Consider the following 26019-nt stretch of genomic DNA (forward strand, 5'->3'; position numbering starts at 1 on the left):
TTTGCAGATGCACCAATCATATGAGCAATTATTGGGCTTTAACAGCGGCAGCTTCTTTGACCAGATTGTTGAAGCTCTCAGCCTGCTCTTCCTGAACCTGATAGCTGCATCGGTCAAGGATGCGCACCTCAATGCGAGGGTTGACGCGTTTGAAGGCGGCGCTCGCTTCGGAAGGGGTCAGCACGCCCTCACGTCCCCAGACGGCAACAACCGGCACCTGCAAGCGCGAGAACGGCTCGTGTACATCGAGGCTCAACTCGTTGCTCAGCAGGGCAGCAACAGGGTACTGAGAGTTAGACTGATGAGCGCTGGTATAGAGATACTCGACCAGTTCGTCGGTAATCAAGCCGGGATTGTGATACCCCTCGCGGTCATAGTAGTTGCGAATAGCCTGACGCGAATTGAGCAGATTGTAGATAAATTCGCCCACAATCGGTGCGCTTAATGCTTTTTGCACAAGCCCCTGAAGCGGGCTGGAAGAAGATTCCTGCAAGATAGTTGGCGATGGCTCAACCAGGATCAGGCGCTCAAAGAGCTTGGGACGACGATATGCATCGGCAATGACATAGGTGCTGGAGAGGCCATGCGCAACGACGGTGGTTGGCTTGCCGATAACCTCGCGGATAAAGTCGCTGATCAGGTCGGCAAATGTTTCAGCGGTATATTCAATGGCGGGACGATCAGAGAGACCAAAACCTAACAAATCGAGGGTGTAGACGCGGAAATCCTGTGCCAGCGCATCTACATTTTTGCGCCACTCATAGGAGGAGGCACCAGGAGCAAAACCATGAATCAGCAAGAGCGGGCGGGCATCGCGCGCCCCTTTGACCGTATAGAACATATCGCCATATTTCCAGGGGTAGCGGCGCTCTTCTCCCGTCAACACAGTATCAAGTTCGCCCGCCATTGATGCGGTCAGTTTATTAAATACGGCCATTACGCCAAGCGCACCGCCAACAGCCAGGCTAGTAGTAAGTAACTTTTTTGCAAACGCCATCGTATATTTCTCCTGATATTTTTTTCAAAACTAAAAAAAGCAACGAGTACCTATTATAATGGGCAAGGTCAAACCATCGCCCCCACCGGAACACAATGAGCTACAATAACACACAAAGACGTACCACGATCACCCTACCCTTTATGGGTAATATAACATGAGCTACCAAAGGGGTGCAAACAATATACTCTTTTAGAGACGAGATGGAACTTCCAGAGACGAAAGATCCAGATATATTGTACATGCCGGCAGTCGAGAAAGCTTCACAGCAACCATTTTTCGGGACCATCGTCCCATTGCTATAAAGGGGAGGAAGGTGCACTCTATTTGGAGGGGAATGTGCTTGCAAAGCGCAAAAGATCGGTGCTGATTTGTTTTTTGGGCGACCAATTTGCTATACTACGCACGAAAAAGCCTCCGCATACGATCTGGCGGAAAGCCGCACTCTCAGAATTTTTCCTTTCAAAGCGGTAAAGACTCATTCATACAAAAGGATCACCATGCAACAACAAGCATACATCACTATTTCAGAAGAAGTGCAGACGGCGCTTCAAGAGCAGCGTCCGGTTGTCGCCCTCGAATCAACGGTCATTGCGCACGGCCTCCCCTATCCAGCCAATATTGAAGCGGCAGGGGCAATGGAGCAGGCGATTCGGGCCGAGGGAGCTGTCCCTGCCACCATCGCTATCGATCAAGGCCAGATTCGCGTCGGCCTCTCCTCAGCCGAAATCGAGCGCTTAGCAACGGCAAAAGAGGCGCAAAAGGTCAGCAGGCGCGATCTGGCGGTGACGCTGGCAACCGGCAAACTGGGCGCCACAACGGTTGCCGGAACCATGCTCTGTGCTAGCATGGTGGACATTCGTTTCTTCGCAACCGGCGGCATCGGCGGTGTCCATCGTGGCGCGACCAGCAGCTTTGATGTTTCCGCTGATCTGACCGAGCTGAGCCGAACGCCGGTCCTGGTCACGTGCGCCGGGGCAAAATCGATCCTTGATCTGGATCTGACACTGGAATATCTGGAAACGCAAGGCATCCCCGTTCTCGGCTGGCAGACAGATGAGTTACCCGCGTTCTATGTGCGCAAGAGTGGACGCCGCCTGCCTCATCGCCTCGATGATATCACAGTTGTCGCCACCACCGCACAGGCACAATGGGCCAACCAGCTTCACGGCCTGGTGGTCTGCTGCCCTATTCCTGAACCATATGAGATGAATCCGGCCCCACTCGAAGCCGCCATCGAAGAGGCTCTGGAACTGGCACACCAACAGGGGATACGCGGCTCGGCAACCACGCCGTTTATTCTGGGACACGTTGCTAAAGTGACGGAGGGCGAAAGCATCGAATCCAACAAAGCACTGCTCATCAACAATGCACAGTGGGCCGCACGTTTTGCATGCGCCTACTTTGAATTGTGATGGGACTTATAATAGCAACAGAAATTTGCAAGGCATTTGCAAGGTGTCATCTGGAAAAAAGATGTTGCTTTCTCTTTTCGTAAGGACTACAATACGAAGTAAACGTGGGGGATACCGCAAATAAAAGGAGCTTACTCTCGTGAATAATCCAATAGAAATCCGTAAGGTCGTGATCGGCGTTATTCTCTCGACCCTCTGGATTTGCAGCTTTTTATTTATTAAGGACTCACTCATCATTGACTGGACCGGCGATGGCAGCAGTACAACAGGGCTAAAAACGGTTGTGATTATCGTTGGCTTGCTCGTGTTGTTCTTCTACAACCAGTTTTACCCATCCTCACCGGAAACAACCAAGTTGAACTGGACGGTGACGCTCACGCTTGGCTGGCTCGCCCTGATCGTCTTCTATCCCTTCAAGGATATCAACGTGGCGGAAGGCACACGTGGTGCTGTGGGTTTCTTCGCGCTGATCGCAGGTCTGGCGGTCTGTGTCCTGTGGGTCCGTTTCTTCTCTGATGAGATCGTCGCCTGACCATACGCAACAAAAACCAGGGGGCAAGCACTTCATGTGCTGCCCCCTATTTTTATGCCCTGATTAATGGCGGAAATGGCGTCGTCCAGTAAAGATCATGGCGATGGCGTAACGGTTCGCCATCCGAATCGCTTCCTCATCGCGTACGGAGCCGCCGGGTTGAATGATAGCGGTGACACCAACTTTTGCCGCCGCCTCAATGCCATCAGCAAAGGGGAAGAAGGCATCCGAAGCCAGCACCGAGCCGCGCGCCCGGTCCCCGGCTTTCCCCACCGCGAGATGTACGCTGGTCACGCGGTTCATCTGTCCCGCTCCGACGCCCATCACAGCCAGCTTGTGAGCAAGCACGATGGCGTTGGACTTCACGTGGCGCACCACTTTCCAGGCAAACATCAGGTCCGTCACCTCATCGAATGTTGGCTCGCGCTCGGTCATCACACTATACTCAATATCGCCCTCTCCAACGGCATCCGGTGTTTGCAAGAGCAATCCGCCACTAATAGAGCGCACTTCGGGCCGTCCATGATGAAGCGCCTGCGTGCTGACCACCTTTGGCTCAATCGGGCAGTGGGTCGCTAGCAGACGGATATTCTTCTTTTGATACAAAATCTCCAGGGCAGCGGGAGTGAAATCAGGCGCAATGATCGCCTCGGCAAAGATCTGGCTAATCTCATGAGCAGTAGCCTCATCAACAGGACGATTGCAACCGATGATGCCACCAAAGGCAGAGATGGGATCGCCCGCATAAGCCTTTTTGTAGGCGTTGACCAGCGTGTCGTCACAGGCGAGGCCACAGGGATTGGTGTGCTTGATAATGGCAACGGTCGGGGCCGTAAAGCTCTGCACCGCTCCTAATGCCGCATCCAGATCTAACAGATTGTTATACGATAGCTCTTTGCCGTGCAACACCTCGGCTCTCCCCACAGAGGGCAATTTGAGTGGATTAGCAATACCGCTCCACCGATAAAACGATGCCAACTGATGAGGATTTTCGCCATAGCGCAACGACTGCACCCGCTCCAGAGGCAGCGTTAACTGCTCTGGGAACAAATCGCCAGACGCCATACGTAAATATTCGGCAATCGTCGTATCATAGCTGGCGGTATGCTGGAAGGCGATAGCTGCGAGGCGGCGACGCGTCTCCAGGCTCACCTCTCCCTGTTCGCGCCACTCCTGCATGACCGGGACATAATCTTCAGGCCGCACCAGCACAATCACATCTTGAAAATTCTTCGCTGCCGCACGTACAAGAGTAACGCCGCCAATATCGATCTGCTCCTGCGCCTCTTCCAGAGTTGTTTCGGTGCGTGCCACCGTCTCGGCAAATGGGTAGAGATTGACCACAACAATATCGATAGGGGAAATATTGTGAACTTGCAGATCTTCCTCGTGCTGAGGAAAATCCCGACGAGCCAGAATGCCTCCCAGAATCGCTGGATGCAACGTCTTGACGCGTCCCTCTAGAATCTCTGGAAAATTAGTCAGCTCACTGACCGATTCTGCCGGGATACCATCCGCTTGCAAGGCCTTCAAAGTCCCACTGGTGGAGAAGATAGCGACATCGTGATCCTGTAATTCACGTCCCAACTCCGTGAGGCCATCACGATTCGCAGCACTTATAATCGCTCGCATGAGTTATCCTTTCGCACTAGAACACCAAACAAATCGAGAAAGCTCATCCATTTCAGGAAAAGTGCCCTTTTATCAGTATAGCAAAAAAAATAACGCGACAGATGAGAGAAGGTGAGATGATATGCGAAGAATAGCCGCTTGCTTCCCCATTTAATAGCAATTTTGCCCCATAATGAAATCTTAACCAGCTCTGTTAATGATCGTTAACCTGACTTGGTAGGAAAGTACCAAAACTCATGCAATCTGTAAATATTGCCCGAAGCTATGGTAAGATTTGAAACATATCGTCTAACGAAAAGACAGTAAAAAAATTATCACATCGGCTCACGATTATTGAAGGTACTGTCGTGGGTGCCTCTTCTATATAAAAATACAAGCAATGTTGTTGGGGATAGGATGATCGAATCGGGGTAAGGCTATCATCCCGTCAGGTGTAACACATGACAACATATATCACTTGAAGCTTGATTGCTGCAAGTAGCAGGCTTTTTACGCCCTTTTTAGCCAGAAATATGGCTGGTGAGAGAAGGGATAGTAACTGGAAAGAAGAAGGTTGTGCAGATGAAAAACTTCAAACATGCACGCTCACGCCGGCGTCTCAATCCATTGATGCTGATAGGCGTATTGTTTACAACAGTGCTGGTAGCGGGTGGAGCCATATTTGTATTTCTCAGCCCCCATCAGGATACACGAGCTGCCGACGAGGACGCGCCCAATCCTAACTGCACGTTGATTGTCCCGGCCAATCCACTGAGCGCTCAAGGTCTGGCAACGCCCTATCAATTAGCAGCAACGAATGGGAAAAAGGGTGCCTGTCACGAGAAAAATCCGGCGCAATCGGCATTTGTGCAGGCTGCCATCATCGATCCAGCCACAGGCAAAGTCTCTATTTACGATCCGCTGGTTGTCGATAAAGGCCGTCAACCGGCTGCGGACACAACTGTACCACAATTGCCGCAGGGCGCGATCGTGGGCATCTGGTTCGGCTACAATGGCGACCAGCTCACCCTGAAGGGGCAGAATAATTCGCTGCAAGATGGAAACTGCGTCAACGGCCTGAATAAGAGCGTCTTTGGTCAGTTTGCCTACTGTAACGCTCCTGCCTTCTTCAAGGCAGCCAATCAAGCTATTCAGAGCGGCAAGCTCGTGCCACCCGCGCTGGGCACCGGCTCCGATGGCAAGCCCTGTCCCACCGTACGAGACTTCACCGTTGTAGACCAGGACCAGAGCGATAACCTGACCACCATCTATCTGCTGACCAATAATGGAAAAATGGCTCAGGCCACCGCCACCAATATCGCCAAACTGCCCAATGCCACCATCATTACTAATGGCAGCGACAATGGGCTGGTCGCGAGGGCGCTGGACGGCGCTCTCGGTTGCAAGCCCTGGACCGCCCCCAATCTGGCTGATCCCGGTCAAATGGAGGCATCTCTTCCTTTGAACGAACTGCTGGCTGCTGCCCATCCAACAAATCCGGTCGCTCTCATTCCCGGTGGAGATCCAATGGTGCTGGTTGGCGACAATCAAAGCCTGACCAAAACCAATCTGTACCGCGCTGGTGTCAATCAGCCACAGATCAACTCGCTGAACGAGGCTAGCACGAAGACCTATTGCACCAATCTGCTGGATGTTGCCGTGCCACGCATGAAACTGGACGCTCCAATTACCAGACAACAGCCCACTCCTGACGCCGGAGCCGCCAATACGCTTTTCACCTTCCTGGCCCAGCGCTTCAACAATACCTGGGGAGCCGATGGCCTCAACTGCCAGAATTTGCTCGATCAGCGTAGCCCCATCAAAGTAAAAACCAACGGTGATGGCGTTGCAATTGCCGCCTCCTTCGGAAACAACAACAATAATGGGGACAATAACGGCAATAAGAAGAACAAGAACAACAACGATAATAAGAAGAACAAGAACAACAACAACAGCGACAAGGGAAATAATAACGACAACAAGGATGGGAACAACAAGAACAATAACGACAACAACAACGACAACAATGACCAGGCCAACAATAACACAAACAACAATCAGGATGGGAACAACAATCAGGATAACAATCAAAAACAGCAAGACGGGAATAATGACAACGGCGCTAAGGCCACGCCTACAGCGCATTCAACCAAACAGTGATGGCTGAGTTTCTCGTAACGAGACCATAATCTGTTAGAGACATGAGCGAGGGTAGTTGAAAAGCTACCCTCGCTTCTTTTGGTATGGATCAGTTGGATCTGCCTCGGAGCGCTTCTCAGTTGGCGAGACATTGGGATGAAGTCTGCTTTTCCTGGGCGCTTTCGGGATGCAGAGGGCTAACCCACATTATAATGAGAAAAACCGATATAGAAAAACAGGATAGCCATCCGAACAGGTCGAATGGCTATCCTGTTTTTTGTGTAGCGATAATTGCTTATGCTTCGGCGGCGAGAACCTGTTCCTGCGCTGCCAGCAGTTCGGCAATCGAGGGGCGACCGGGGAACTCGGTCACAATGCTCACCGAGCGACGCTCACGGCTATCATGTCCAAATTTGACATAGCCGTCGATCAGAGCGAAGATCGTGTGGTCACGACCCAGGCCCACATCTTTGCCGGGGCGAATCTTGGTGCCGCGCTGACGCACGATAATGCTGCCAGCAGTCACCAGTTGCCCATCGTAGCGCTTGACGCCAAGCATCTTGGGTTTGCTATCTCGACCATTGCGAGAGCTACCCATACCTTTTTTATGTGCCATGATTATTCCTCCGTGCTGCTTTCAGCCTTCGTGGTACGGCGGCGGCGTGTTGTCTTTTTGACCTCGGTCGCTTCAGCAGGAGCCGCCTGCTCTTCTACTGTCGTTGTGGTCTCAGGAGCCTCTTCCTCCTCAACCACCGGCTCTGCTTTGGCCTGGGGAGCTTCGCCAGTGATCAGGCTTTTGCCCTCCGACACAATATCGTCGATGGTGAGTACGGTCAATTCCTGACGATGACCGCGACGATGGCGAACGCGTTTCTTTGCCTTGTACCTGAAAACGATGACTTTCTTGCCACGTTTCTGCCCATTAACTGTCGCCAGCACCTCCGCGTTCGCAACAAACGGAGCGCCAACCAGGGAGCGGTCAGCGTCGGAGATGAGCAGCACCTCTGAGATGCTGATCTGTTTTCCGTCCTCGACCGGCAGCCGATTCACTTCAAGCGTCTGGCCCACAGCAACCTTGTACTGGCGACCACCACTTTTAATAACTGCAAACATGTTTTTCCACTTCTCCTTAAATTTCTTTCCTGCGCCCACAGCAGAGGATACGTGGGAGGCGTGGATGGGCCTTCCTCACAGTTCCATGTCTTCATTCTCGGATAATCCAGGATGGATGATCAGGAAGTTGAAGCTGTCTACGTGGCAGACGTTGTACAGTCGCCACGCGGCGCAGGGGGCAACCATATGACTGTTCATATGGCAAATCAAAATGCTAATGCAACGAATATAATATCTGTTACCAGTTCGTTACAACCAATAACCAGTTCGTTACAACATATTAGCAACGATTACGCTCCCTGTCAAGCCAGATGGACGATTGTTCAGGGCTTTCCAGTTCTCCGCTCAAAGGGGTGCAGGGGTCTCCCTGCCGGGGCCTGGGGCGTCCCCAGTTTCCTTCCCTCCTTCGCGCGCCGCCGCAGGCGGCGCGCAAAAGAGAAGAAAAAAGGTTTTTGCGGGGACACCCCGCACCCCGGCAAAGGGCTGCCGCCCTCTGCACTCCCGCTAGATGGGAGAATTGGAAAGCCCTGGACGATTGTTATCCGTGATGTTTGCCTTCATCGCCTGAAAATCAAGAGAAAGTGATATTGATTACAAAACTGTTTATTTTTGTATAAAGTTACGCGCTAGCAATGTGGCAGTTAACTCACGAACTCAGAAAGGGATGATCACTGTACAGTCAGGAGGGAAGCATCCATCCTGGAGTACACATCCATCGTAAAGCCTCCATCTACCGGTGTATAGGTTCCTGTTAAGAAGCTGCTGTCATCGCTTGCCAGGAAGGCAATGACACGAGCAACATCATCAGGTTGTCCCATGCGGCGAAGTGGCGTGAAGTTCCTGAACGTCTGCTTGACCTGCTCCGGGAGGAAGGCTGTCGCATCGGTTTCGGTGAGACTGGGGGCAATAACATTCACGGTCACTCCAAGAGGACCAAACTCGTGGGCAATGTACCCGGCAAAGGTATCAAGTGCTCCCTTGGCTGTCCCATGGGCAATAAGCCCGTCCATGGGATATTTTCCCGGGCCGGCTGAGAGATAAATGATCCGTCCAGCGTGTTGTGCGATCATGGAGGGAAGAACCGCTTTCGTCAGAAGAAATGCCGACTTCAGTTCTCCGTTCACTTTCCGCACAAAGTCCTCCCAGGAGGCTTCGGCAAACGGGGAAAATTGAAAGGGAATGTTGGCGTTATTCACCAGAATATCTACATGAGCGCCAAAGGTGGCTTTTGCAAATTGCACGAGCGAGTCAACGGCTTGTTCCTCACGCACGTCTGCTTGAAAAGCAGCAGCTTCACCTCCTTTTGTCCGGATATCCACAACAACGGACGACGCTGCCGCTTCATTATTCAGATAATTGACGACGACTTTCGCGCCACGCTGAGCAAGGAGCTTTGACGTTGCAGCCCCAATTCCACGGCTACCTCCAGTCACAATCGCTATTTTTCCATCGAGATTCATATTCTTTTCCTTTACTGGTACTCTCTTTCCTGGCCCTTTCCTGCTTGTGCAAAAATGGCCTCTTGCACAATCATAGTGAACCATGGTAGATATGTAAAGTAGTTTCAAAAAAGTGCAATAGTTTCAAAAATTGAACTGAAAGGCCCCATTCATGAGCGATCCTATCTGCCCTGGCTCAATAGAGCGCCTGCTGGAGATCTTAGAAGGCAAGTGGACCCTTCTGCTCCTGCGTCACTTGTTCAATGGCGTCAAACGTTTTGGAGAATTGCGTCGTGCGCTGCACCCGATTAGCCCGAAGACCCTCACCGATCGATTACGTCTGTTAGAAGAGCGAGAAATCGTGACGCGTACGGTATACTCAGAGGTGCCTTTGCATGTGGAATATCAGTTGACTGAACGGGGACGGCGTCTTGAGCCTATTTTTATTGCCATGGGTGTATGGGTTCAGTCGGACGCTTCCGATCCAAAAAACGAACCGGTGAGCAAGTCTCTTTCATCGTAACATGCCTTTTCTTCAGCGATCTTTCGTTAAAAGCTCCCTCACGGCTCTTGAATAAAAGCTCAGCAAGGAAAGATTACCGACATCGGAATCGGAATCTGCTCATGGCCGCCTGAAATTATCCGCGACCAGGCTGGAAATCTGGAAAAGCCTCACCGAGTCTGTCAGTTTTTTACGCAAACCAGAGGATATGAGTGCAATTGGTACAAACAAAGATATCAGCGGTAGGGCTTGCCCAATCAACCCCAAAAAAAGTGCCGGTTTTATCACTCAGAAGCACTTTACGGGTCCAGAAGTTCTTGTGTTGGCAGATTGGACAAGCAAGCAGATGTCCAGCGCACTCAAAGGTCTCGCCTTCTTCACCGTTTTCCGTTTGGGCAAACCAGAGGAGTTGCGCACAATTGGTACAGATGTAATTATCGGCACCAGGATTTAGCCAATCAATATGGAGGAAGGTGGCCGACCTGGTACTCAGAAGTGTCTGGCGGGTCCAGAAGCGCGTCTCGCCACAGAGCGTACAGGTGAGCTTCGGACCGCCTAGATCCACTTCTTCTTCGGCCTCCTCCTCAGTTACAGGACAAAACCAGAGCAGGAAGCTACACTGAGAACATTGATAGATATCTGCGTTAGGGTTCGCCCAGTCCCACCCGGATAAGGTTGCCCATGATGTACTTAAAAGTGCTTGACTTTTCGAGAAGTAGGAACATTTACATATTGGGCATGACAATTTTTGATCTATATCTTGAGACTTATCTGCAACATGAGGCATGGCTTTTCTTCTCCTTACCAGTCTATTGAGCAGCGCGGCTCTTCTTTCTTCCTAGATAAACGAAGGAATGAAGCCTTGTTCCAATCTGACATTGCTTTGCTTTTCCTTCCCCATAGATACCATCTCTTGCTGGCTCAAACATTACCGTTTCTTGCAGAGAGATAAAGAATAGCCAGAAAGGGCAATATTTGTGTAAGTCTGGATTATTTAGTTGTTGAATACAATGGAAGCAGTGAGATCACTTCCCATCTGGTTTACACTTTTCAGTATATGGGCTATACTAACCAGGAAAATTTTGTCGCGTTCTGGTTGTGTCTGGAGGACTACTTCGTGAAGATTACTTGTAAACAACAGGATTTGAGCCGGGGACTGTCAGTGGTGAACCACGCCGTCTCCAGCCGCAGCACTCTCCCTATCCTTGCCAATATTTTACTCACCACCGATCATGGTCGCCTGAAATTATCCGCGACCAACCTGGAAATCGGGATCAATTGCTGGATCGATGCCGAAATTCTGGAAGATGGCTCGACCACCGTTCCCGCCAAAACTTTTAGCGATCTGGTCGGCAGCCTGCGCCAAAGCCAGGTCGAACTGAGCGTCCCTGAAGAAGAGCAGACCATCAATATCAAATGTCAGGGCACGCATTCCACAATCAAAGGCATGGACCCCTCGGAATTCCCGCAGATTCCCAGCGCAGAGGGCAGCGAATTGCCAGTCACTCTGGACACCAAACAGTTGAAAGAAATGATCGAACAGGTTGCCTTCGCTGCTGCTGACGACGATTCGCGCCCGGTATTTACCGGCGTCCACGTCGAGTTCGCCAACGAGCAGGTCACGTTTGCAGCTGCCGATGCTTTCCGCCTCGCCGTACGCGCCACCGCACTGCCCGGCGATGAGCAGGCTCACGATAATATTCTCATTCCGGCGAAAACACTAAACGAGCTGGCCCGCATCCTGCCCGCAGAGGGCGCGGTACAAATGATCGTGACACCGAACCGTAGTCAGGTTCTCTTCCATAGCGACAACGTCGATCTCGTCTCTCGCCTGATCGAAGGCACTTTCCCGAATTTCCGACAGATCATCCCAAAAGAACACTCAACACGAGCCGTCATCGAGACCAAAGAGTTTGCCGCAGCCGTCAAAACGGTCGTCCCATTTGCCCGCGACAGCTCAAACATTGCGCGCGTCAAGGTCAGTGGTGGTAGCGAGGGCGAGCCTGGCACACTCACCATTGAGGCAACCGCCGAAGATGTCGGTAGCAACGTTAGCACGATCAACGCTGCCGTCGATGGTCCAGAACAGCAGATTATTTTCAACGTCAAATATCTCTCAGATGTTCTGGCCGTTCTGGACACGCCCGAAGTCGCGCTGGAAGTCACGTCAGCCGCGCGCCCCGGCGTCATCAAACCCGTCGGGCCTGCGGATTATACCTATGTCATCATGCCGATGAGTACCAACCGTTAATGAAATACCAGCGGCGAGGATGCGTCACAAAGGCTGTGTCCTCGCCTTGTGGATGGGTGCATGTATCTTTCTCACCTCTCACTAAGCAACTTTCGCAATTATGAACAGCTTACCCTTTCCCTGAGTCCGGGCCTCTTCATCTACTATGGAGAGAACGCACAGGGCAAGACGAACCTGCTCGAAGCTGTTGGCATGCTCGCAACGGTCAATTCCTTCCACGCTTCCAGCGACCGCGAAGTGGTCAACTGGCATGCACCCGATCATATTGCTCGTCTCGAAGGCACCGTCAAGCGTCGCGAAGATGATGTTCATGTTGAAATCGCCCTCTTTGATCCGACACCACCCGCCATTCCAACCAACGGCACAACGCCCGCTCCCACAATGGAGCTACCGGCCAGCACGCAACGCAAGCGCCTCAAAATCAACAGCATTCCGCGCCGCACCATCGATGTGATTGGACAGATGAAGGTGGTCCTCTTTGCTCCCCTGGATCTGCACCTGGTTGATGGCTCACCCGAAGAGCGGCGACGCTTCCTCGATCGGGCGCTCTGCCAGATCCAGCCGCGCTATTGCCAGGCCATCGTCAAATATCGCAAAATCGTCACCCAGCGCTCGGCCTTGCTCAAGCGCATTCGCGAGAATCTGGAAGATCCGCGCATGCTCGATTTCCTTGACGAACAGATGACGCAGCTTGCCAGCCAGATTATCTACGAGCGCCAGCACATGATTGAGATCATCAACCAGCAGGTGGACCCCTTGCAGACCGCCATCAGCGGTGGCCGCGAACATTTACGTGTGATTTATCGCCCCTCGTTCAAGGTCGATGCAGCGTGGAACATTCTGGAAGCACAGGAACAGTATCAACAACAACTGCGTGATTCGCGCAAGAAAGAGATCCATCAAGGCGTCTGCTTGCTCGGACCACACCGCGACGATCTGGAATTCGTGGTCAACGGCATCAACGTGCTGACCTACGGCTCACGCGGCCAGCAGCGCACCGCTGCTCTGTCTACCAAGCTGGCAGAACTGAATTATATGCGCCTGAGCACGGGCGACGAACCGGTACTGCTACTCGATGATGTCTTCAGCGAACTCGACCACTGGCGGCGCGAATATCTTCTGCAACAGGTCATGCAACATGAGCAGGTACTTTTGACAACAACCGATCTGGATAGCTTCCCACGCGAGATCCTGCAAAAAGCCTACATTTCTCGCATCGAGCATGGGGCCGTCCAGCAGGAACAACCAACTCCTTAACCGGCGACTCACCTCTCTGGCAGCGCTTGCTCTTTGCGCTGTAACGCCTGCCATTCTCCCTGCACATGCTCGACCTCGCGTTCATCTGGCACGCTTTCCCCATAACGCACAAGCGCGTAGGCATCAGTTATCATCCCCAGCTCCGGCATGCTCTGAGGCAACTTCTCCTGCAAGCGCTGCTGAAATTCATAGGGGGTCTCGTCTTTCGCGCGTGGATAACCACAACCTGCCGCCCATCTGAGCAAGGCACGATAGATCTCACGAACGGTGCGCGCCGCTGGCTCACCCGTGATCTCCACTGCAACAGGTTGCGCCTCCTCAGCTTGACTCTTGTGACCAAAGAAACGGAGCCAGAGCGCACGTAACAATCCCTGCAATTGGCCCCGGAAGAGCCGCCACGACCAGACGCTTTCGTGCAAATCCTGGTCGCGCCGCCGCAATACAACGCGCCGCCTGCGTAAGAGACGCCATGCGAGAAAAGCAAGGCCAACAATCACCAGCAATGGCAACACAACTTTGAACACAGTCGCCGCGATCAACAATGCCTCAGGAGGCGTGGTCTGCTTTGGGACGCCATGCACGACAGGCGAGGAACGAGGCAGCACTGGTTGCTGTTGACGGACCGGGAGCAACGAGATCAACCAGAAGACCGGCGTTAATAAAAGCACGGTAAATTGAGCCAGAATAGTCACAAACCAGTTATATACGATGCCGACAGGAGCCAGCGCGAGATGGACCTGCACGAGAAAAGCGGGGCTGGCAAATGTACCCAACAACAGGGCAAATAGCAGCAAGATCACGCCAATTGTGCCTACCACCATCAACACGGCTCCCTCCTGCACGGCGATGTTACCCAGCAGACCAACCGGGTGAACCTGTCGCACAAAGATCGCTTTCGCCAGTGCATGAGCAATCAGGGCCAGCGCGACAAAGCAGGGCAACAGGAAGAGCAGAGGCAACTCGCCATAGAACTGATCGCCCGCGCCAGCACGCACAACGATAACCAGCACGAACACACCCACGCCGATGCGTAAACGGTTGAGAACCGCTCCCGGCTCGATGACGCGGCGGGCCAGCGCCAGACCGCGCCAGCAAAAATAGACGGAGAGAGCGATAATCCCAAGCACATGATACGCTCTGGGAGCCAGTAGCAGCAGATCGCTCAGCATGGTCAGCAGCCAGCGTGGATCAACCAACCAGGCCGATGATGCATAGATGCTCGACCAGATGCTTACCAGCGCAACAATCGTCAGCAACCAGATAAACAAAGAGGAGCCAGCAGTCGCCTTGCGCTTCCCATCGGAGGGATGTGCATCTCCCGCTGCCAGTTCGCGCCGTTCCAGATAACTCACCAGCCAGGCCGAACCAGCCATCAACAGCAGCGGCGTCCAGAGCGGCAAGAGCGGCTCATGAAGATGAAAAACATTTGCACCCGCCAGCGCAATGAGAATACCATCGACCCAGCAGGTTTCCATTGCCGCAAAAATCAGCGGCAGCAAACGCTCTCCCCAGCTGGGCGCGGCTGACAACTCCACCGCCTCTCGCCTCCATATGTTGCGCAGGTGTTCCCGTGCTATATCTCTCGGCTCGTCTTCAGTCCCAGAGGCTTCTGATGTATTCTCATCCATAGTTATCCCTGATACGTATTATTTATAGATTATTCAGGCCATCGTAAGCAGGCACATATCGAAGAAATCAGCTATGCTGCTACATCATAGGATATCACACAACCATTTCTTACAACGGCCCTGTATTACGATATACGGGGCGTAACCACCTTCTCAGCAACTATTTCTATCAGCAAATATATCATATTTCCATTATTCTTTCTTCCACCTCTTTTCATATTTATCTCCCGCTAAAATTTGTGCAAATTGCACAAATAAAAATCAATGAAATTTGGCAAATTAGACAAAATTCCCCTTGACAAAGCGCTTGAGATCGGGTATGATTTGAGCGTAGACGAAAGCAAGATAACAAACATCTAGCACTAATGCGAACCATTCGCAGGGAGGAAAATACGATGAAGGCTGAAGAGCATAAAAAGATTGGTCGTTTGCATTCATGGATTGACGAGAACGGTACACTCAAGCTGTACAGCCATAGCTTTGGCGATTCCAACGGCTTTAGCTGCACCTTGAGTGCTGAAGAAGCACGAGGACTGTTCGACCTGCTGTCTCGACATCGCGAAGATATCAATCTCGCACTCCATACACACGAGGTCGAGAACCTCAAACCACGTTATGTTGGTAGCCACTAGGCCCAACAAACTGATAAAGGTCTCCAATCCAGGTAGCCAGGCAACGCGTTAACCCTGCGAAATCGTTTCAACCGATTCGCCTCATGGGATGAGGTGTTCTTCAACACAATGCGTTGCCTGGCTACAAACGTATTTCTACGCTGATAGTCTTTCCCCACCATAGCGCCTATCCCGTGCAGTTATAGTTGCAAACTCCCTACCGCCTCAAGCTCCGACGCCGCTCCCTCCACACGTCGCTTATGAGCTGCCACAAATTCTTTCCAGATGGCCTCGCCACCGATATAGTAAATGGACAGCCCTCCCAGTTTGAACGGTGGCGGCGTATCGCCCACAAACAGAATCGCCACGCTATGTCCGCTCTGGCGCAGATAGACCAGTTGATCGACCAGGTGTTCGCTCAACGCGCTGGTGATCAGCACTATAGTTGTTCCAGCTGGCAGGCGATGCCGCTCGCTTTGAATCAGATCCTCAATATTACTGCCGAAATACCCCTGCACTCGTGCCAGCGCCTCCATAATGCGTTGGCGTTGTTCAACATTGCTGGAGATTGGCAAACGAATACGGCGTCGGCGCAACTGTTCCGCAACAGCCTCGTGAATATCTCCTGTGCCAAGTGAAGCGGCTGAAATTTGCTCATCGGGCATAAACATCATTGTGTTGGCATATAAACCGGCTGCATAGCCATTCTCGCAGGCCCAATCGGTCACTGAGGCGGCGACGGCAATCGAAAGCTCCTGCAATTCTGGATGAATGCCATAGTGTACATCGGGGCGAAACTCCAGGTTGAGGAAGATTGCCAGCGTATAGGTCGTGGTAGTCTCGTAGACCTTGCTTTGCAGTTGCAGAGTGCGCGCTGTCGCCTTCCAGTGGATGCGGCGTAGTTCATCGCCATACTGATAGCCGCGAATGCCGATCACACGCGATGGATCTTCCAGCAGGCGACGCGGTACACGACGATCACCAAAAGGATGGCGCGCCGGGAGGCCAAAGCGCGTCAAAGGCACGATCAAGGGATACACCAGCACGAACTGATAATTGTCCAGCGACACCTCTTGACTGATAAAGCCAAAGACATCGCCACTCCGCAGCGTGGTAGGCCCAAACGTATGCACGCCGCGCGTCATACAGCGAACTGTATAGCGACGCGTCACCCGCTCATACCAACCAGGGCTAAACAAACATTCCAGAATAGCCGCATTGCTCTGCGTTGCAAAGCGCAACTCCTGGTCCTCAATCGAGAGCAGGCGCGGCACCGTGTCTTCAACTTCCAGCCAGGGCAGCGGCAGCGCTTTGGCGTTCTCGACCGTCAATGAAAGCGTAACCTCCTCGCCAAAGAGGGCGCGTTGTAGGCTGAACTGACGCTGATACGTGAGATTGTGCAGGCAATATCTGGCCCACAGATCGGTTGTTCCCAACACCAGCAACACCAGCAGGCCCAGGATTACCAGCAAGGGCTGATGCAGCAGAATGCCCATCAGCACAACCAGCACACCGGCCAGATACCAGCGCCCATCGGTCACGCTACCAATGCGGCGCAACCAATGCGGAGGACGACGCTGTGTGGGAGAAGAAAGCTGCTGTCTCATGATTCAACCGGAACCGCGACTATATGCAATACTTCCTCGATAATCTGCTCCATCAAACGGCCATGCAAGCGCGACTGACTGGTAGCGATCAGGCGATGTGCGAGGACTGAGGAAGCCATACGCTTCACATCATCCGGGATGACATAGCTGCGCCCATGAATAGCCGCATAGCCCTGGCTGGCCCGATAAAGCGCCAGCGTGCCACGCGGACTGACGCCCAACTCGACAGCGTTATGGGTGCGCGTTGCCCGTACCAACTCGACAATATAGCTCTCCACGCTCGGCTCAACGCGTACACGGCGAATACTTTTCTGTAACTGTTGCAGGTCTGCAGCATCCAGTACCGGCGTCAACTCCTGTAACGGCTGCTCCTCGCGGAAGCGCTGAAGGATCAGGCGCTCTTCCGAACGCGAGGGATAATCCAGCCGTAGCCGCAGCAAGAAGCGGTCAAGCTGTGCTTCTGGCAGGGGAAATGTGCCCTCCAGTTCGACCGGATTCTGCGTGGCAATGACGATAAATGGACGTGGCAGCAGCATAGTTTCGCGCTCGACGCTGATCTGGCGCTCTTCCATTGCCTCTAGCAGCGCCGATTGTGTGCGAGGTGTGGCACGATTGATCTCATCGGCCAGCACCACCTGAGTCAATAGTGGGCCGGGACGAAACTCGAATTCGCCTTTTTTCTGATTGTAAAAGGTGATACCGGTAATATCAGATGGCAGAAGATCAGGGGTAAACTGGATGCGTTGAAAAGAGCAACCGAGCGAACGGGCAAGGGATTTGGCGAGCGTCGTTTTGCCGATGCCGGGTACATCTTCAAAGAGGACATGGCCCTCACAGAGTAGCGCAACCATCAAGAGATCGATGACCGCCTCTTTCCCGACGATGACCCGCTCCACATTCTGGCGTATACGGCGAGCGGCGGCCTGTATCTGGCGTATCTCATCGCTTTGTGTCATACTTCGTGTCCATACTTTGCATCATAACACGTCCTTATCGACGACGTGATGAGGGGGAAACGGATCATGGGAGTCAAACCGTCATGTGCTCCACATGCAATTATACGCCAGTAGCAGGAGAAATCTCACCCTCAATCAGTATCATGTATTCACTTCGACGGTTGCAGCGCCGGATTGACTACCACCTCCAACAACGGAGACCTGAGCGTACACATCAATGTCCTTCTTGTTGTTCACATCCACCTTCCAGGTCAGGGTGGCGTTGCCCCCGCTATCGGTGGTCTCCGAACTGCTCTGAGCAGAATAGGGATCAACGTTATATTGAATCACCAGCCTGACAGTCGTATGCGGTGGCCCATTGACGGTCACATCAACCGAATCGTTATCATCGACCTGACCGGGGATATCCGTAATTTGCAGGCTCGTGGTCGGCGTTCCTGATAAGGTCGCTAGCGTCCCGCTTTTGGGTGGTAAACTGCTGGTTGTGGTCCTGTTCTTATTGTCGTAGGTAACGGGAAAGGTTGGATGAAGATCAACCGTACCATTCACCTTTGGCTCATCGTTCGGCTGCATATCGAAGTGCTGAGGCGGAGGAGGCAACACCCGCGCGAGCACTGTATTGGCAGAAATCACGAAGAGCAGACTGATCACCAGAAGGGCAGCAAGCGTGACCAGGAAAATTTTTGAAGCGAGATCCTTATGCCAGAACCATTTCACTTTAGTTATCAGATCGCTGGAAGGTGGTACAACATCCTGAAACGGGGGCGGCTCCGCAGGAGTTCCTGGTACTGGGGAAGGCTCTTCTATGAGTGTCGTCAATAGTCCTTTATAGAAGGCCGGTTTTTGTTTTTGTGGATCGTGGTGTTCTTCGGACATGATGCTCCTTCTTTCTCACACAAAACTGCCATTGCTCAGTATAGGACATCAAGCCGATGAAGTAAAATGATGGGGCAAAAGTGCTAGGAAAAAAGGCGCAATAACAGCATGCAAGGATTGTGCGGCCTTACATTGCTTCTACAAAAAGAAGTACATGCCAATGCGCCTATACACATAACGATTCAAGTTCTTGCATAATCACAGTGTCAGGCAAATTTCCAAATACTGATGAATGCAGTATACGTACAGCCGGTCCCTGGGGAGACCAGATCATAGGGTCGCTCGGGCCGAAGAGTGCCAGCGTCGGCACACCCAGCAAAGCAGCCAGATGTGTAATGCCAGCGTCGTTCCCAAGATATCCCCGACACGCAGAAAGACGTTGCGCAATTTCGAGTAATGGTACATTTATTAGATTGTGCAGCAGCGAGGGATCAGGCGGTATAGGCAACAATTTCTGCAATTCGGCGAGGCGGCTCTCATCGGCTGGTCCTGCAAGCAATAGCACAGGTATCCCACGCCGCCACAAAGCCATGATGACCGCAGCAAAATTGTGCACAGGCCAGCACTTACTGGCCCCTCCACTACCGGGATGAATAGCAACCAATCGACGTTCTGAGGCAGCAATAGGAGGAAATAGAGAAGGTAGACCAGCGCTCATCTGTGCCTGACTGAGCGTAATCCCTATCGTTTGCGCCAGATAGGTCATGATATGTACGCGCTGTCCAGGAGCCGGACGACCGGGAGCCGTGATGATCTCGCGCACACCAGCGCGCCGTAGATTGTTTGCAACGATCCCATCGCTATCACGCAACCAGCAAATTGCCAGATCGACAGCCTGCAACTGTGACTGCAACGATGGAGTTGTAATACCGCGATTGGAAAACAGCTCGCCCCATTGCGACAACTCGTAGTTCGAGACGTGATCGACAATGCCCGTTACAGAGGCCAATGGGAGAACGGCGGCATTGCCCACAAGAGTTATCGAGGGCTGCTCATAGCATGCTTTTAACGCCTGAATAACCGGCAACGTGAGCAGCGTATCGCCAATTGCGCCAGGGCGAACGATCAGAATGTGCATTCTGTGTTAAAGAACTCCCTCATAGATTGCCTTCAGCGAAAATTCAAGATCAAGCTGCTCCAGGCTGATCATTTGCCCCTCTCCGAAGAGTTCCTGCTTCCACCCGCGCTCTTTGCGATATACCTCGACGAGCGGCTCATCCTGATGCACCAGCATATAGACCTCAAGCATGGCACAGCGGCGGTAACAAGCGAGTTTCTCCGTGCGATCATAGAGCGCTGTAACATACATCTTCCTCTCCAAACACGAACCAAACCTTCAGCATCTCATCTATTTTGATTCTCGATCAAATGCCTCTATTATAGATTCTACACTATTTTATTTTTAGAGGCAAGCATTTCTTGATGCTACAAAGGCGAGCAGATGAGGCTTGATCTTTTCAAACGAGATTTTTTATCATGTAATATAGCTCATCATATGAAACTGGCATGGTAAGTTTTTACCAACAAGCACAGTAAAGTGCTTGAAACGAAAGGGAATCAATAGTGGCAGGAAGTCGCTGGAAATCATCGAGGCTATGGACACATCCAGGCTTCATGAAGCTATGGACGGCACAGACCATCTCGTTATTAGGATCGGCAATCACAACGCTGGCACTCCCGCTTACGGCCATCACACTACTACATGCTAACCCCCTTCAGATAGGTATCCTGTTCGCATCAGGCCAGATTTCGCCCCTTCTGGTAGGTCTTTTCATTGGCGTCTGGGTCGATAGGCTCCCACGCCGCCCGCTGCTCATTATGGCCGACCTGGGACGAGCCGCGCTATTAGCCCTTATTCCATTATTGAGCATTTTCCATGTTTTACAGATAGAAATGCTCTATCTGATCAATTTTCTAGTTGGGATACTGAACGTCCTCTTTGGGGTTGCTGCCAGCGCCTTTTTACCCTCGTTGATCGCGCAAGAACAACTCATCGAAGGCAACAGCAATCTGCAACTGAGCCGTTCAACCATGCAAATTGTCGGACCAAATCTAGCAGGCGCTTTGCTGCAATTTGTCACCGCTCCCATTGCTATCATCGGAGATGTAATCTCATTTCTCTGTTCAGCGCTTTGTCTCGCGTTCACTCATGAGCCAGAATACAGAGAAAAATCTCCTGAACGAACTACAGTATTCAAAGAGATTGGCATCGGGCTGCACATAGTCCTGCACCATCCCATCTTACGCGCCCTCGCTGCCAGTAATTTTACGGCCAATATCTTCTGGAGCGCTCAAATGGCAATGTTCTTGCTCTATATGATCCGAGAAGTGGACGTTCCCACGCCATTGATTGGCTTGATCTTTGCAGTGGGCAACAGTGGTTTATTGATCGGCACCATACTTGCCCGATATGTTGTGCGCTGGCTGGGCCTCGGTCCCACCCTGATTCTTACACCACTTATCAGCGATCTAGGAGCATTACTGATACCGTTCGCCTCGCGCCCTTTGCCACTAGCCACTGGCATGCTGATTACTGCTCAGTTTTTCATCCTTGCCCCATTGATCATTTTTGAGGTGAATCAGGTTAGCCTCCGTCAAAGTTGCACTCCTGAGCATGTACAGGGCCGGGTAAGCGCCACCATGCAATTCATCGGTTGGGCAACTGTTCCTCTGGGAGGACTGCTGGGTGGATGGTTAGGAGCAATGATTGGTCTACGCCTCGCGCTGTTACTGGTAAGCATTGGCCTGTGGAGCGCGCTTCCCTGGCTGATATGGTCGCCACTCAGAACATTGCGAGAGCTACCAGCGCAGAATACAGCCTCTCTACTTCCGAGCCAGCGACAACACCTCAACAACCACAGCAGCAGCGAGAATCACGACAGCAGTAAAGATGTTCCAGCTATGTAACGCGCTCAAGATAAGATTGAGGATCACCACCAGCGCGAGGAGCGCGCCCTGACGCAGTGAGTGGCGAATGGTGATTTTATAGACGCGCAGAGCCAGGAAACGCGCACCAATAATGTAGGCAAGCGGGGCAAAGGTGCTGGTACATGCCACACCGAGGATAAGAAAGAAGGCGGCGAAAGCCAGCGGCGAATGAGGAGGGATAAAATGACTGAACAGGCGCAACCCTCCCCAGGCCAGCATAGCGACTATCAATAATAAAAACACTATAGCGCGATTAGACATCTCACCTCATTTATCCCTACCGCAACAGATTAAAGCCACGATTCCCGTTCAGGGGCGCTTCGTTGCGGCGACGACTCTCCTGAATATCGGAACTGAAGTGCTTCTGCCACAGATCGGGAGCATCTTTACTTTCGCCACCGTGCGGCGTATGGCGTGTGCGCACGCGACAGATGACAGGCGTATTAACAGCGGCACCCGCAACAATCACCTGACCTTTAGAGAGCGCTGGCAGGTTATTCAAGAGATCGCGTCCTACGCCCTCAATAGCAGCCGCCACACTCTTCTGGTCGATCTCATTGACGATACGCATAATACACTGCGTCTGGCACTGACTGAGGACATCGGCGTTCAATTTGCCCGGTCGCTGACTAATCAGGCCAACACCAATACCAAATTTTCGACCCTCTGCCAATACCTGTTTGAGAATCGAGGTTGAGACGACATCGGTTCCGCCCGGCGCAAAGTGATGGGCCTCTTCCAGCAGGACAAAGACCGGATAGGGCAGGTAGGACTCGCCAGAATGGACCTTGCCGCGCTCCGTATCCATACGCGCCTGATTGAGACGGCGCAGAAGCGTTGCCACGATCACCTGCTGGTCGCGCTCGTCGATCTCATTGAGTTGCAGTACCGTACATTGTCCAGGCTTGAAGATCTCAGGCAGATCCAGGTGTTGCGTATCGTCAAAGGTAAAGCTATGCTCGAAGCGCTGCTCGATACGCCAGGTCAGCGCGTGAACGGTGCTGGAATCGTCGGCCCCCTCGCTATCCTCGTCGGTTTTCTGCCGCGAGACCGCCTTGATCGCCTGCTTCAGATCGTTCACGCCCCAGGGTGTGCCACGCTTCGTCTCCTGCACCTTGCGCATCGCTCGACTGAGCAAATACTGCTGCTTCTCCGTCATTTCTGGCAGCAGGGCACGCATATCACCCATATTCAATGTTGAGAGGCGTACCTTGACCTGCTCCGGCTTGTAGACGCGCACCTGTGCTTGATAGCCGCTGCCTCGCCCATCACCCATCTCGGAAAACTCCGGTGTGTTGGCGATCTGATCGAGCGTACCATACTCGCCGTGTGGATCAACGATCAGGATGCAAGCCTTGTTCTGTGGCTTCATCAACTCTTCAATAATCACGCTGGCAAGGTAGCTCTTTCCGGCTCCGGTGCTGGCGATGATTCCCAGGTGCGTGCTGACCACGTCTTTTACCGACAGCACAATCGGCACGTCACCAGGAGCGCGTGTGAGCAGCGAGCCGATGGTGGCCGAACCAGGCTGATTGGTCTGTTTGCGACTGAGTACCAGAGAAAGCATCTCATCGTCGGCAAGGAAGATCTGTTTGCCAGACTGAGGAGGAATCCAGGGATTGATAAAAGAGCCGGTAGGAGGATCGTAGTAGCCCATAATGGCAACATGTAGCTCAAATAGTTCGTTGGTGTGAGCATTGTAACCAACCATCATGGCAACTTGCGCGGGCGAAATTTCGGGTTCGCCTAGAAAGGTATCGGGATAGAGCTGCAAGGGAACGCGCTTCATAATACGTCCCAACACCCGGCGCATGGGAGCGCTTGAGCCGTTGAGTCCTGGTTGGTCGAGATCGGGGAGTTCGTAATAGACATACTCGCCGTTTTTTAACACCTGTTCGTCATCACGGGAAACGAACGTATATTCATGCGTTGTCTTGCCCGGTCCTTTGGTAATTCCTACAGGCTTACGCGGAGGACGGGCGCTAGCTTGATTGATAGGCGGTGTAGTCGTTGCATCGGACATGCCGGGAACCCTCCAAATTATCCTGTGGTTTCCACCTTGAGACGCCAGGCGAAGTTATGTTTGACGATAGACAGTACGGAAAGATTTTGTGGAAATAAGCGCTCCAGCTGCTCGATAATGCGTAACGTCACCATCGGCAAAAGGCTGTTGCGCTGGGCAATAATATGGGGCAGATAGCCCATATGCAGGTAGGGCGCGGAGCTATCGCTATTCACAGACTCACCAGTATCGCTAAAAAAATGGAAGGCGCGCACTTCGTCATCACTGATCGTTTCAATCTCGCTGCCCAGTTCGAGCGAGAGCAGGGGCACGCCATGCGTGGCAGAAAGTACCCGCATCTCTCCCTCCGAGGAGCGCTGCACTTCCATCGAGCCAAGCACCATCACATAGATCAGAACCGCCTTCTCCGCAATATAATCGGGGGAGAACAGTTCTACCTGAGTCTCGTTAGAGAGGCGCGGACCAAGTGCTCCAAACGCGGGATTGAGTAGAATCGTATCATAAATGACGCCAACAACGTAGGTCACTGGCTCCTGACTGATCCCTAGAGCGTAATCCAACGTATGACCAGAGTCATCAGGCTGATTGGCGCGGACGGCGATACGGACGAAGCGGCCAAAGGCATAATCTGCCGGACCAGGCTCCACTTCAACTTCGCGTGGACCATAAATCTGGCAGACATAATTGATATGTGAGTCCGATTTGACAATCTTTCCGATAAACATTAGAGGATACCTTTCCATACTTGGAAACAAGTTCCTTTTGTTCTATCAAGTCTACCAATTGCAATGGCACCATTGCAACCGGACCATTGCAATTGTAGATGCGCTTCCTCACCCCAATTAGAACAAATGGTTTGGCGGCATTATAACACAATCAAGGACTTTTGCGTCACTAAATTTCAGCAAAGAGGCTGTTTATTACAGCAGATTGATTGCCCCTCCGTAATTGAAGGGCTTATAATACGTGTCAACCAGGGAAAGAGGAAACCCGGTATAGCCTTTACAAGGCTACAATAGAGAAGGAGTCCAGATTATGGCAATAATAAATGAATCTGAAGCATCAGAAAACGAGATCCCACGTCGTGCTCCTGAAATTGACAAATATGTCGATAAATTCCTGTCAACCGTTTGCGATACCAGTCGCCGTTACATTTTAGAATTACTATCGTTGCCAGGGAAGGATGGTAGTACAGAATTGCCAGAAAAGCGCTCCGGCGACATCGCCAAAGCCATTGGCTTATCTCCAGCCACCACCTCAGAACATCTGCGGCAGCTGGCCGTCATCGGGCTGGTCAATTCACGGAAAGACGGAAATGTCGTCTATTACCGACTATGCAATCGCCAACTGGTAAAAGCCTTTCACGATCTGCTGCTCGCGCTGGATGAAGACTATGCAGAGCACCTGAATATTAAGGAGCAGACTGAATAAAGGTGATGTGACACCTTTAAACTCATTAGTAGCTACACAATCGCAAGCAGCATCAGCGCTGTAAAAGTGAGTCGATAGCTTGAAGGAACTCGTCGAGGTCGAGAGGCTTGTGCATGCCTAGAATATCACGTTTTTCCAGCTCTCGTTGAGGCAACCGCGCACTGATCATCATAGCGGGAACTTTACCCAATTCCGGCATAGCATGCAGCCGGTCATAAAGTTCGATGCCGTTCATGCGTGGCAATTGATAATCGAGAATGAACAGACTGGGCTTGATTTCGGCTGCCGCATGCAAAGCGGCCTGACCATCTGGCACCAGAACAGCGAGGTAAGAGGTTTCCTGTACAATTGCCTGAACGAGTACTTCGCCGATATACTCATCGTCCTCCACTATAAGCATAGTTCTTACAGCGGGTCTTTCCTCTACTGATGCAATATATCCTGCATTTTCCGTTGCTTGCTCTCTACGTCGGATCATATACTACTCCAATTATGAGCGTATATCAGAGGCATCCTTTGTCTCTGCAATTTCGCCGTTTACCGAAAAATTTACTCTGACTATACCACGTTTTAACATAGAAAGGTAGTTAGATTTACGTTAAAATCCTGGTACTTCTAGCTTATCTGCTGGCTAGTAGTAGGAGTCGGGTTGCGCTATAATCTGTTTAATGTGCTTGTGACAATTTTTATTATATACGAACAA

At 52.0% G+C, this 26019-nt stretch carries 26 protein-coding genes; 10 read left to right on the forward strand and 16 right to left on the reverse strand.

What is annotated here, in order from left to right; genetic code table 11:
* Positions 1–28: 28 nt before the first annotated feature.
* Positions 29–997, reverse strand: coding sequence for an alpha/beta fold hydrolase (locus K3T83_RS14690; protein ID WP_220203718.1), 969 nt, complete (start codon positions 995–997; stop codon positions 29–31).
* 500 nt (positions 998–1497) lie between these two features.
* Here K3T83_RS14690 and K3T83_RS14695 point away from each other — a divergent pair, with 500 nt between their 5' ends.
* Both K3T83_RS14695 and K3T83_RS14700 read left to right on the forward strand, forming a co-directional pair.
* A complete protein-coding gene (locus K3T83_RS14695) occupies positions 1498–2412 on the forward strand; it encodes a pseudouridine-5'-phosphate glycosidase (RefSeq protein WP_220203719.1) in 915 nt (304 codons plus the stop codon).
* Positions 2413–2551: 139 nt separating this feature from the next.
* Positions 2552–2944, forward strand: a complete 393-nt coding sequence (locus K3T83_RS14700) for a hypothetical protein (RefSeq protein WP_220203720.1) — start codon at positions 2552–2554, stop codon at positions 2942–2944.
* A 63-nt stretch (positions 2945–3007) separates the two neighbouring features.
* Here the strand turns inward: K3T83_RS14700 and purH are convergent, their stop codons facing one another.
* Positions 3008–4576: a bifunctional phosphoribosylaminoimidazolecarboxamide formyltransferase/IMP cyclohydrolase gene (purH, locus tag K3T83_RS14705; RefSeq protein ID WP_220203721.1), complete on the reverse strand. Its 1569-nt coding sequence runs from the start codon at positions 4574–4576 to the stop codon at positions 3008–3010.
* A 561-nt stretch (positions 4577–5137) separates the two neighbouring features.
* Between purH and K3T83_RS14710 the strand changes: the two genes are divergently transcribed.
* Positions 5138–6715: a hypothetical protein gene (locus tag K3T83_RS14710; protein WP_220203722.1), complete on the forward strand. Its 1578-nt coding sequence runs from the start codon at positions 5138–5140 to the stop codon at positions 6713–6715.
* Positions 6716–6989: 274 nt separating this feature from the next.
* On the opposite strand, the gene rpmA is transcribed toward K3T83_RS14710, so the two are convergent.
* Both rpmA and rplU read right to left on the reverse strand, forming a co-directional pair.
* Positions 6990–7310: a 50S ribosomal protein L27 gene (gene rpmA / locus K3T83_RS14715; protein ID WP_220203723.1), complete on the reverse strand. Its 321-nt coding sequence runs from the start codon at positions 7308–7310 to the stop codon at positions 6990–6992.
* Positions 7311–7312: 2 nt separating this feature from the next.
* Positions 7313–7807: a 50S ribosomal protein L21 gene (gene rplU, locus K3T83_RS14720; protein ID WP_220203724.1), complete on the reverse strand. Its 495-nt coding sequence runs from the start codon at positions 7805–7807 to the stop codon at positions 7313–7315.
* A gap of 111 nt (positions 7808–7918) precedes the next feature.
* On the opposite strand from rplU, the gene K3T83_RS14725 reads away from it, so the two are divergent.
* Positions 7919–8392, forward strand: a complete 474-nt coding sequence (locus tag K3T83_RS14725) for a hypothetical protein (protein ID WP_220203725.1) — start codon at positions 7919–7921, stop codon at positions 8390–8392.
* Positions 8393–8475: 83 nt separating this feature from the next.
* Here K3T83_RS14725 and K3T83_RS14730 read toward each other — a convergent pair whose 3' ends face one another.
* A complete protein-coding gene (locus K3T83_RS14730) occupies positions 8476–9267 on the reverse strand; it encodes an SDR family NAD(P)-dependent oxidoreductase (RefSeq protein WP_220203726.1) in 792 nt (263 codons plus the stop codon).
* 151 nt (positions 9268–9418) lie between these two features.
* Here K3T83_RS14730 and K3T83_RS14735 point away from each other — a divergent pair, with 151 nt between their 5' ends.
* Complete coding sequence (locus tag K3T83_RS14735) at positions 9419–9769, forward strand: winged helix-turn-helix transcriptional regulator (protein WP_220203727.1); 351 nt, start codon at positions 9419–9421, stop codon at positions 9767–9769.
* A 169-nt stretch (positions 9770–9938) separates the two neighbouring features.
* Here the strand turns inward: K3T83_RS14735 and K3T83_RS14740 are convergent, their stop codons facing one another.
* Positions 9939–10313: a hypothetical protein gene (locus K3T83_RS14740; protein WP_220203728.1), complete on the reverse strand. Its 375-nt coding sequence runs from the start codon at positions 10311–10313 to the stop codon at positions 9939–9941.
* Positions 10314–10865: 552 nt separating this feature from the next.
* Between K3T83_RS14740 and dnaN the strand changes: the two genes are divergently transcribed.
* On the forward strand, positions 10866–11999 hold the full coding sequence (gene dnaN / locus K3T83_RS14745) for a DNA polymerase III subunit beta (RefSeq protein ID WP_220203729.1): 1134 nt from the start codon (positions 10866–10868) through the stop codon (positions 11997–11999).
* Between the two features lie 60 nt (positions 12000–12059).
* A complete protein-coding gene (gene recF, locus K3T83_RS14750; protein WP_220203730.1) occupies positions 12060–13256 on the forward strand; it encodes a DNA replication/repair protein RecF in 1197 nt (398 codons plus the stop codon).
* An 8-nt stretch (positions 13257–13264) separates the two neighbouring features.
* Here recF and K3T83_RS14755 read toward each other — a convergent pair whose 3' ends face one another.
* Positions 13265–14884, reverse strand: a complete 1620-nt coding sequence (locus tag K3T83_RS14755) for a DUF4129 domain-containing protein (RefSeq protein ID WP_220203731.1) — start codon at positions 14882–14884, stop codon at positions 13265–13267.
* A 395-nt stretch (positions 14885–15279) separates the two neighbouring features.
* Here K3T83_RS14755 and K3T83_RS14760 point away from each other — a divergent pair, with 395 nt between their 5' ends.
* A complete protein-coding gene (locus tag K3T83_RS14760) occupies positions 15280–15516 on the forward strand; it encodes a hypothetical protein (protein WP_220203732.1) in 237 nt (78 codons plus the stop codon).
* A 179-nt stretch (positions 15517–15695) separates the two neighbouring features.
* Here the strand turns inward: K3T83_RS14760 and K3T83_RS14765 are convergent, their stop codons facing one another.
* The 5 genes from K3T83_RS14765 to K3T83_RS14785 all read right to left on the reverse strand — a co-directional run bounded on the left by K3T83_RS14765 (position 15696) and on the right by K3T83_RS14785 (position 20243).
* On the reverse strand, positions 15696–17102 hold the full coding sequence (locus K3T83_RS14765) for a DUF58 domain-containing protein (protein WP_220203733.1): 1407 nt from the start codon (positions 17100–17102) through the stop codon (positions 15696–15698).
* Positions 17099–18058: an AAA family ATPase gene (locus K3T83_RS14770; protein ID WP_220203734.1), complete on the reverse strand. Its 960-nt coding sequence runs from the start codon at positions 18056–18058 to the stop codon at positions 17099–17101. The genes K3T83_RS14765 and K3T83_RS14770 overlap by 4 nt, the downstream gene beginning before the upstream one ends.
* Positions 18059–18199: 141 nt before the next feature.
* Positions 18200–18934 carry a hypothetical protein gene (locus tag K3T83_RS14775; protein ID WP_220203735.1) on the reverse strand — a complete coding sequence of 245 codons (735 nt, stop codon included), beginning with the start codon at positions 18932–18934 and terminating at the stop codon, positions 18200–18202.
* 166 nt (positions 18935–19100) lie between these two features.
* Entirely contained in the window at positions 19101–20012 is a 912-nt protein-coding gene (locus tag K3T83_RS14780) for a glycosyltransferase family 9 protein (RefSeq protein ID WP_220203736.1), read from the reverse strand.
* 6 nt (positions 20013–20018) lie between these two features.
* The gene (locus K3T83_RS14785; protein ID WP_220203737.1) at positions 20019–20243 is read right to left on the reverse strand and encodes a Uma2 family endonuclease; all 225 of its coding nucleotides are present in this window, start codon (positions 20241–20243) and stop codon (positions 20019–20021) included.
* Between the two features lie 254 nt (positions 20244–20497).
* Here K3T83_RS14785 and K3T83_RS14790 point away from each other — a divergent pair, with 254 nt between their 5' ends.
* Positions 20498–21841, forward strand: coding sequence for an MFS transporter (locus tag K3T83_RS14790; RefSeq protein WP_220203738.1), 1344 nt, complete (start codon positions 20498–20500; stop codon positions 21839–21841).
* Here K3T83_RS14790 and K3T83_RS14795 read toward each other — a convergent pair.
* Genes K3T83_RS14795 through K3T83_RS14805 form a run of 3 tightly spaced genes read right to left on the reverse strand, consistent with a single transcriptional unit; the run spans position 21758 to position 24610 of the window.
* On the reverse strand, positions 21758–22123 hold the full coding sequence (locus K3T83_RS14795; RefSeq protein ID WP_220203739.1) for a hypothetical protein: 366 nt from the start codon (positions 22121–22123) through the stop codon (positions 21758–21760). The genes K3T83_RS14790 and K3T83_RS14795 overlap by 84 nt on opposite strands.
* Before the next feature lie 16 nt (positions 22124–22139).
* Positions 22140–23885: an ATP-binding protein gene (locus K3T83_RS14800; RefSeq protein ID WP_220203740.1), complete on the reverse strand. Its 1746-nt coding sequence runs from the start codon at positions 23883–23885 to the stop codon at positions 22140–22142.
* A 17-nt stretch (positions 23886–23902) separates the two neighbouring features.
* Positions 23903–24610 (reverse strand): DUF8166 family protein, encoded by a 708-nt coding sequence (locus K3T83_RS14805; protein ID WP_220203741.1) that lies wholly within the window; start codon positions 24608–24610, stop codon positions 23903–23905.
* A 310-nt stretch (positions 24611–24920) separates the two neighbouring features.
* Between K3T83_RS14805 and K3T83_RS14810 the strand changes: the two genes are divergently transcribed.
* Entirely contained in the window at positions 24921–25316 is a 396-nt protein-coding gene (locus K3T83_RS14810; RefSeq protein WP_220203742.1) for an ArsR/SmtB family transcription factor, read from the forward strand.
* A 52-nt stretch (positions 25317–25368) separates the two neighbouring features.
* On the opposite strand, the gene K3T83_RS14815 is transcribed toward K3T83_RS14810, so the two are convergent.
* Positions 25369–25794 (reverse strand): response regulator, encoded by a 426-nt coding sequence (locus tag K3T83_RS14815; protein WP_220203743.1) that lies wholly within the window; start codon positions 25792–25794, stop codon positions 25369–25371.
* Between the last annotated feature and the right edge of the window lie 225 nt (positions 25795–26019).

It is taken from the genome of Reticulibacter mediterranei, assembly GCF_016587455.1.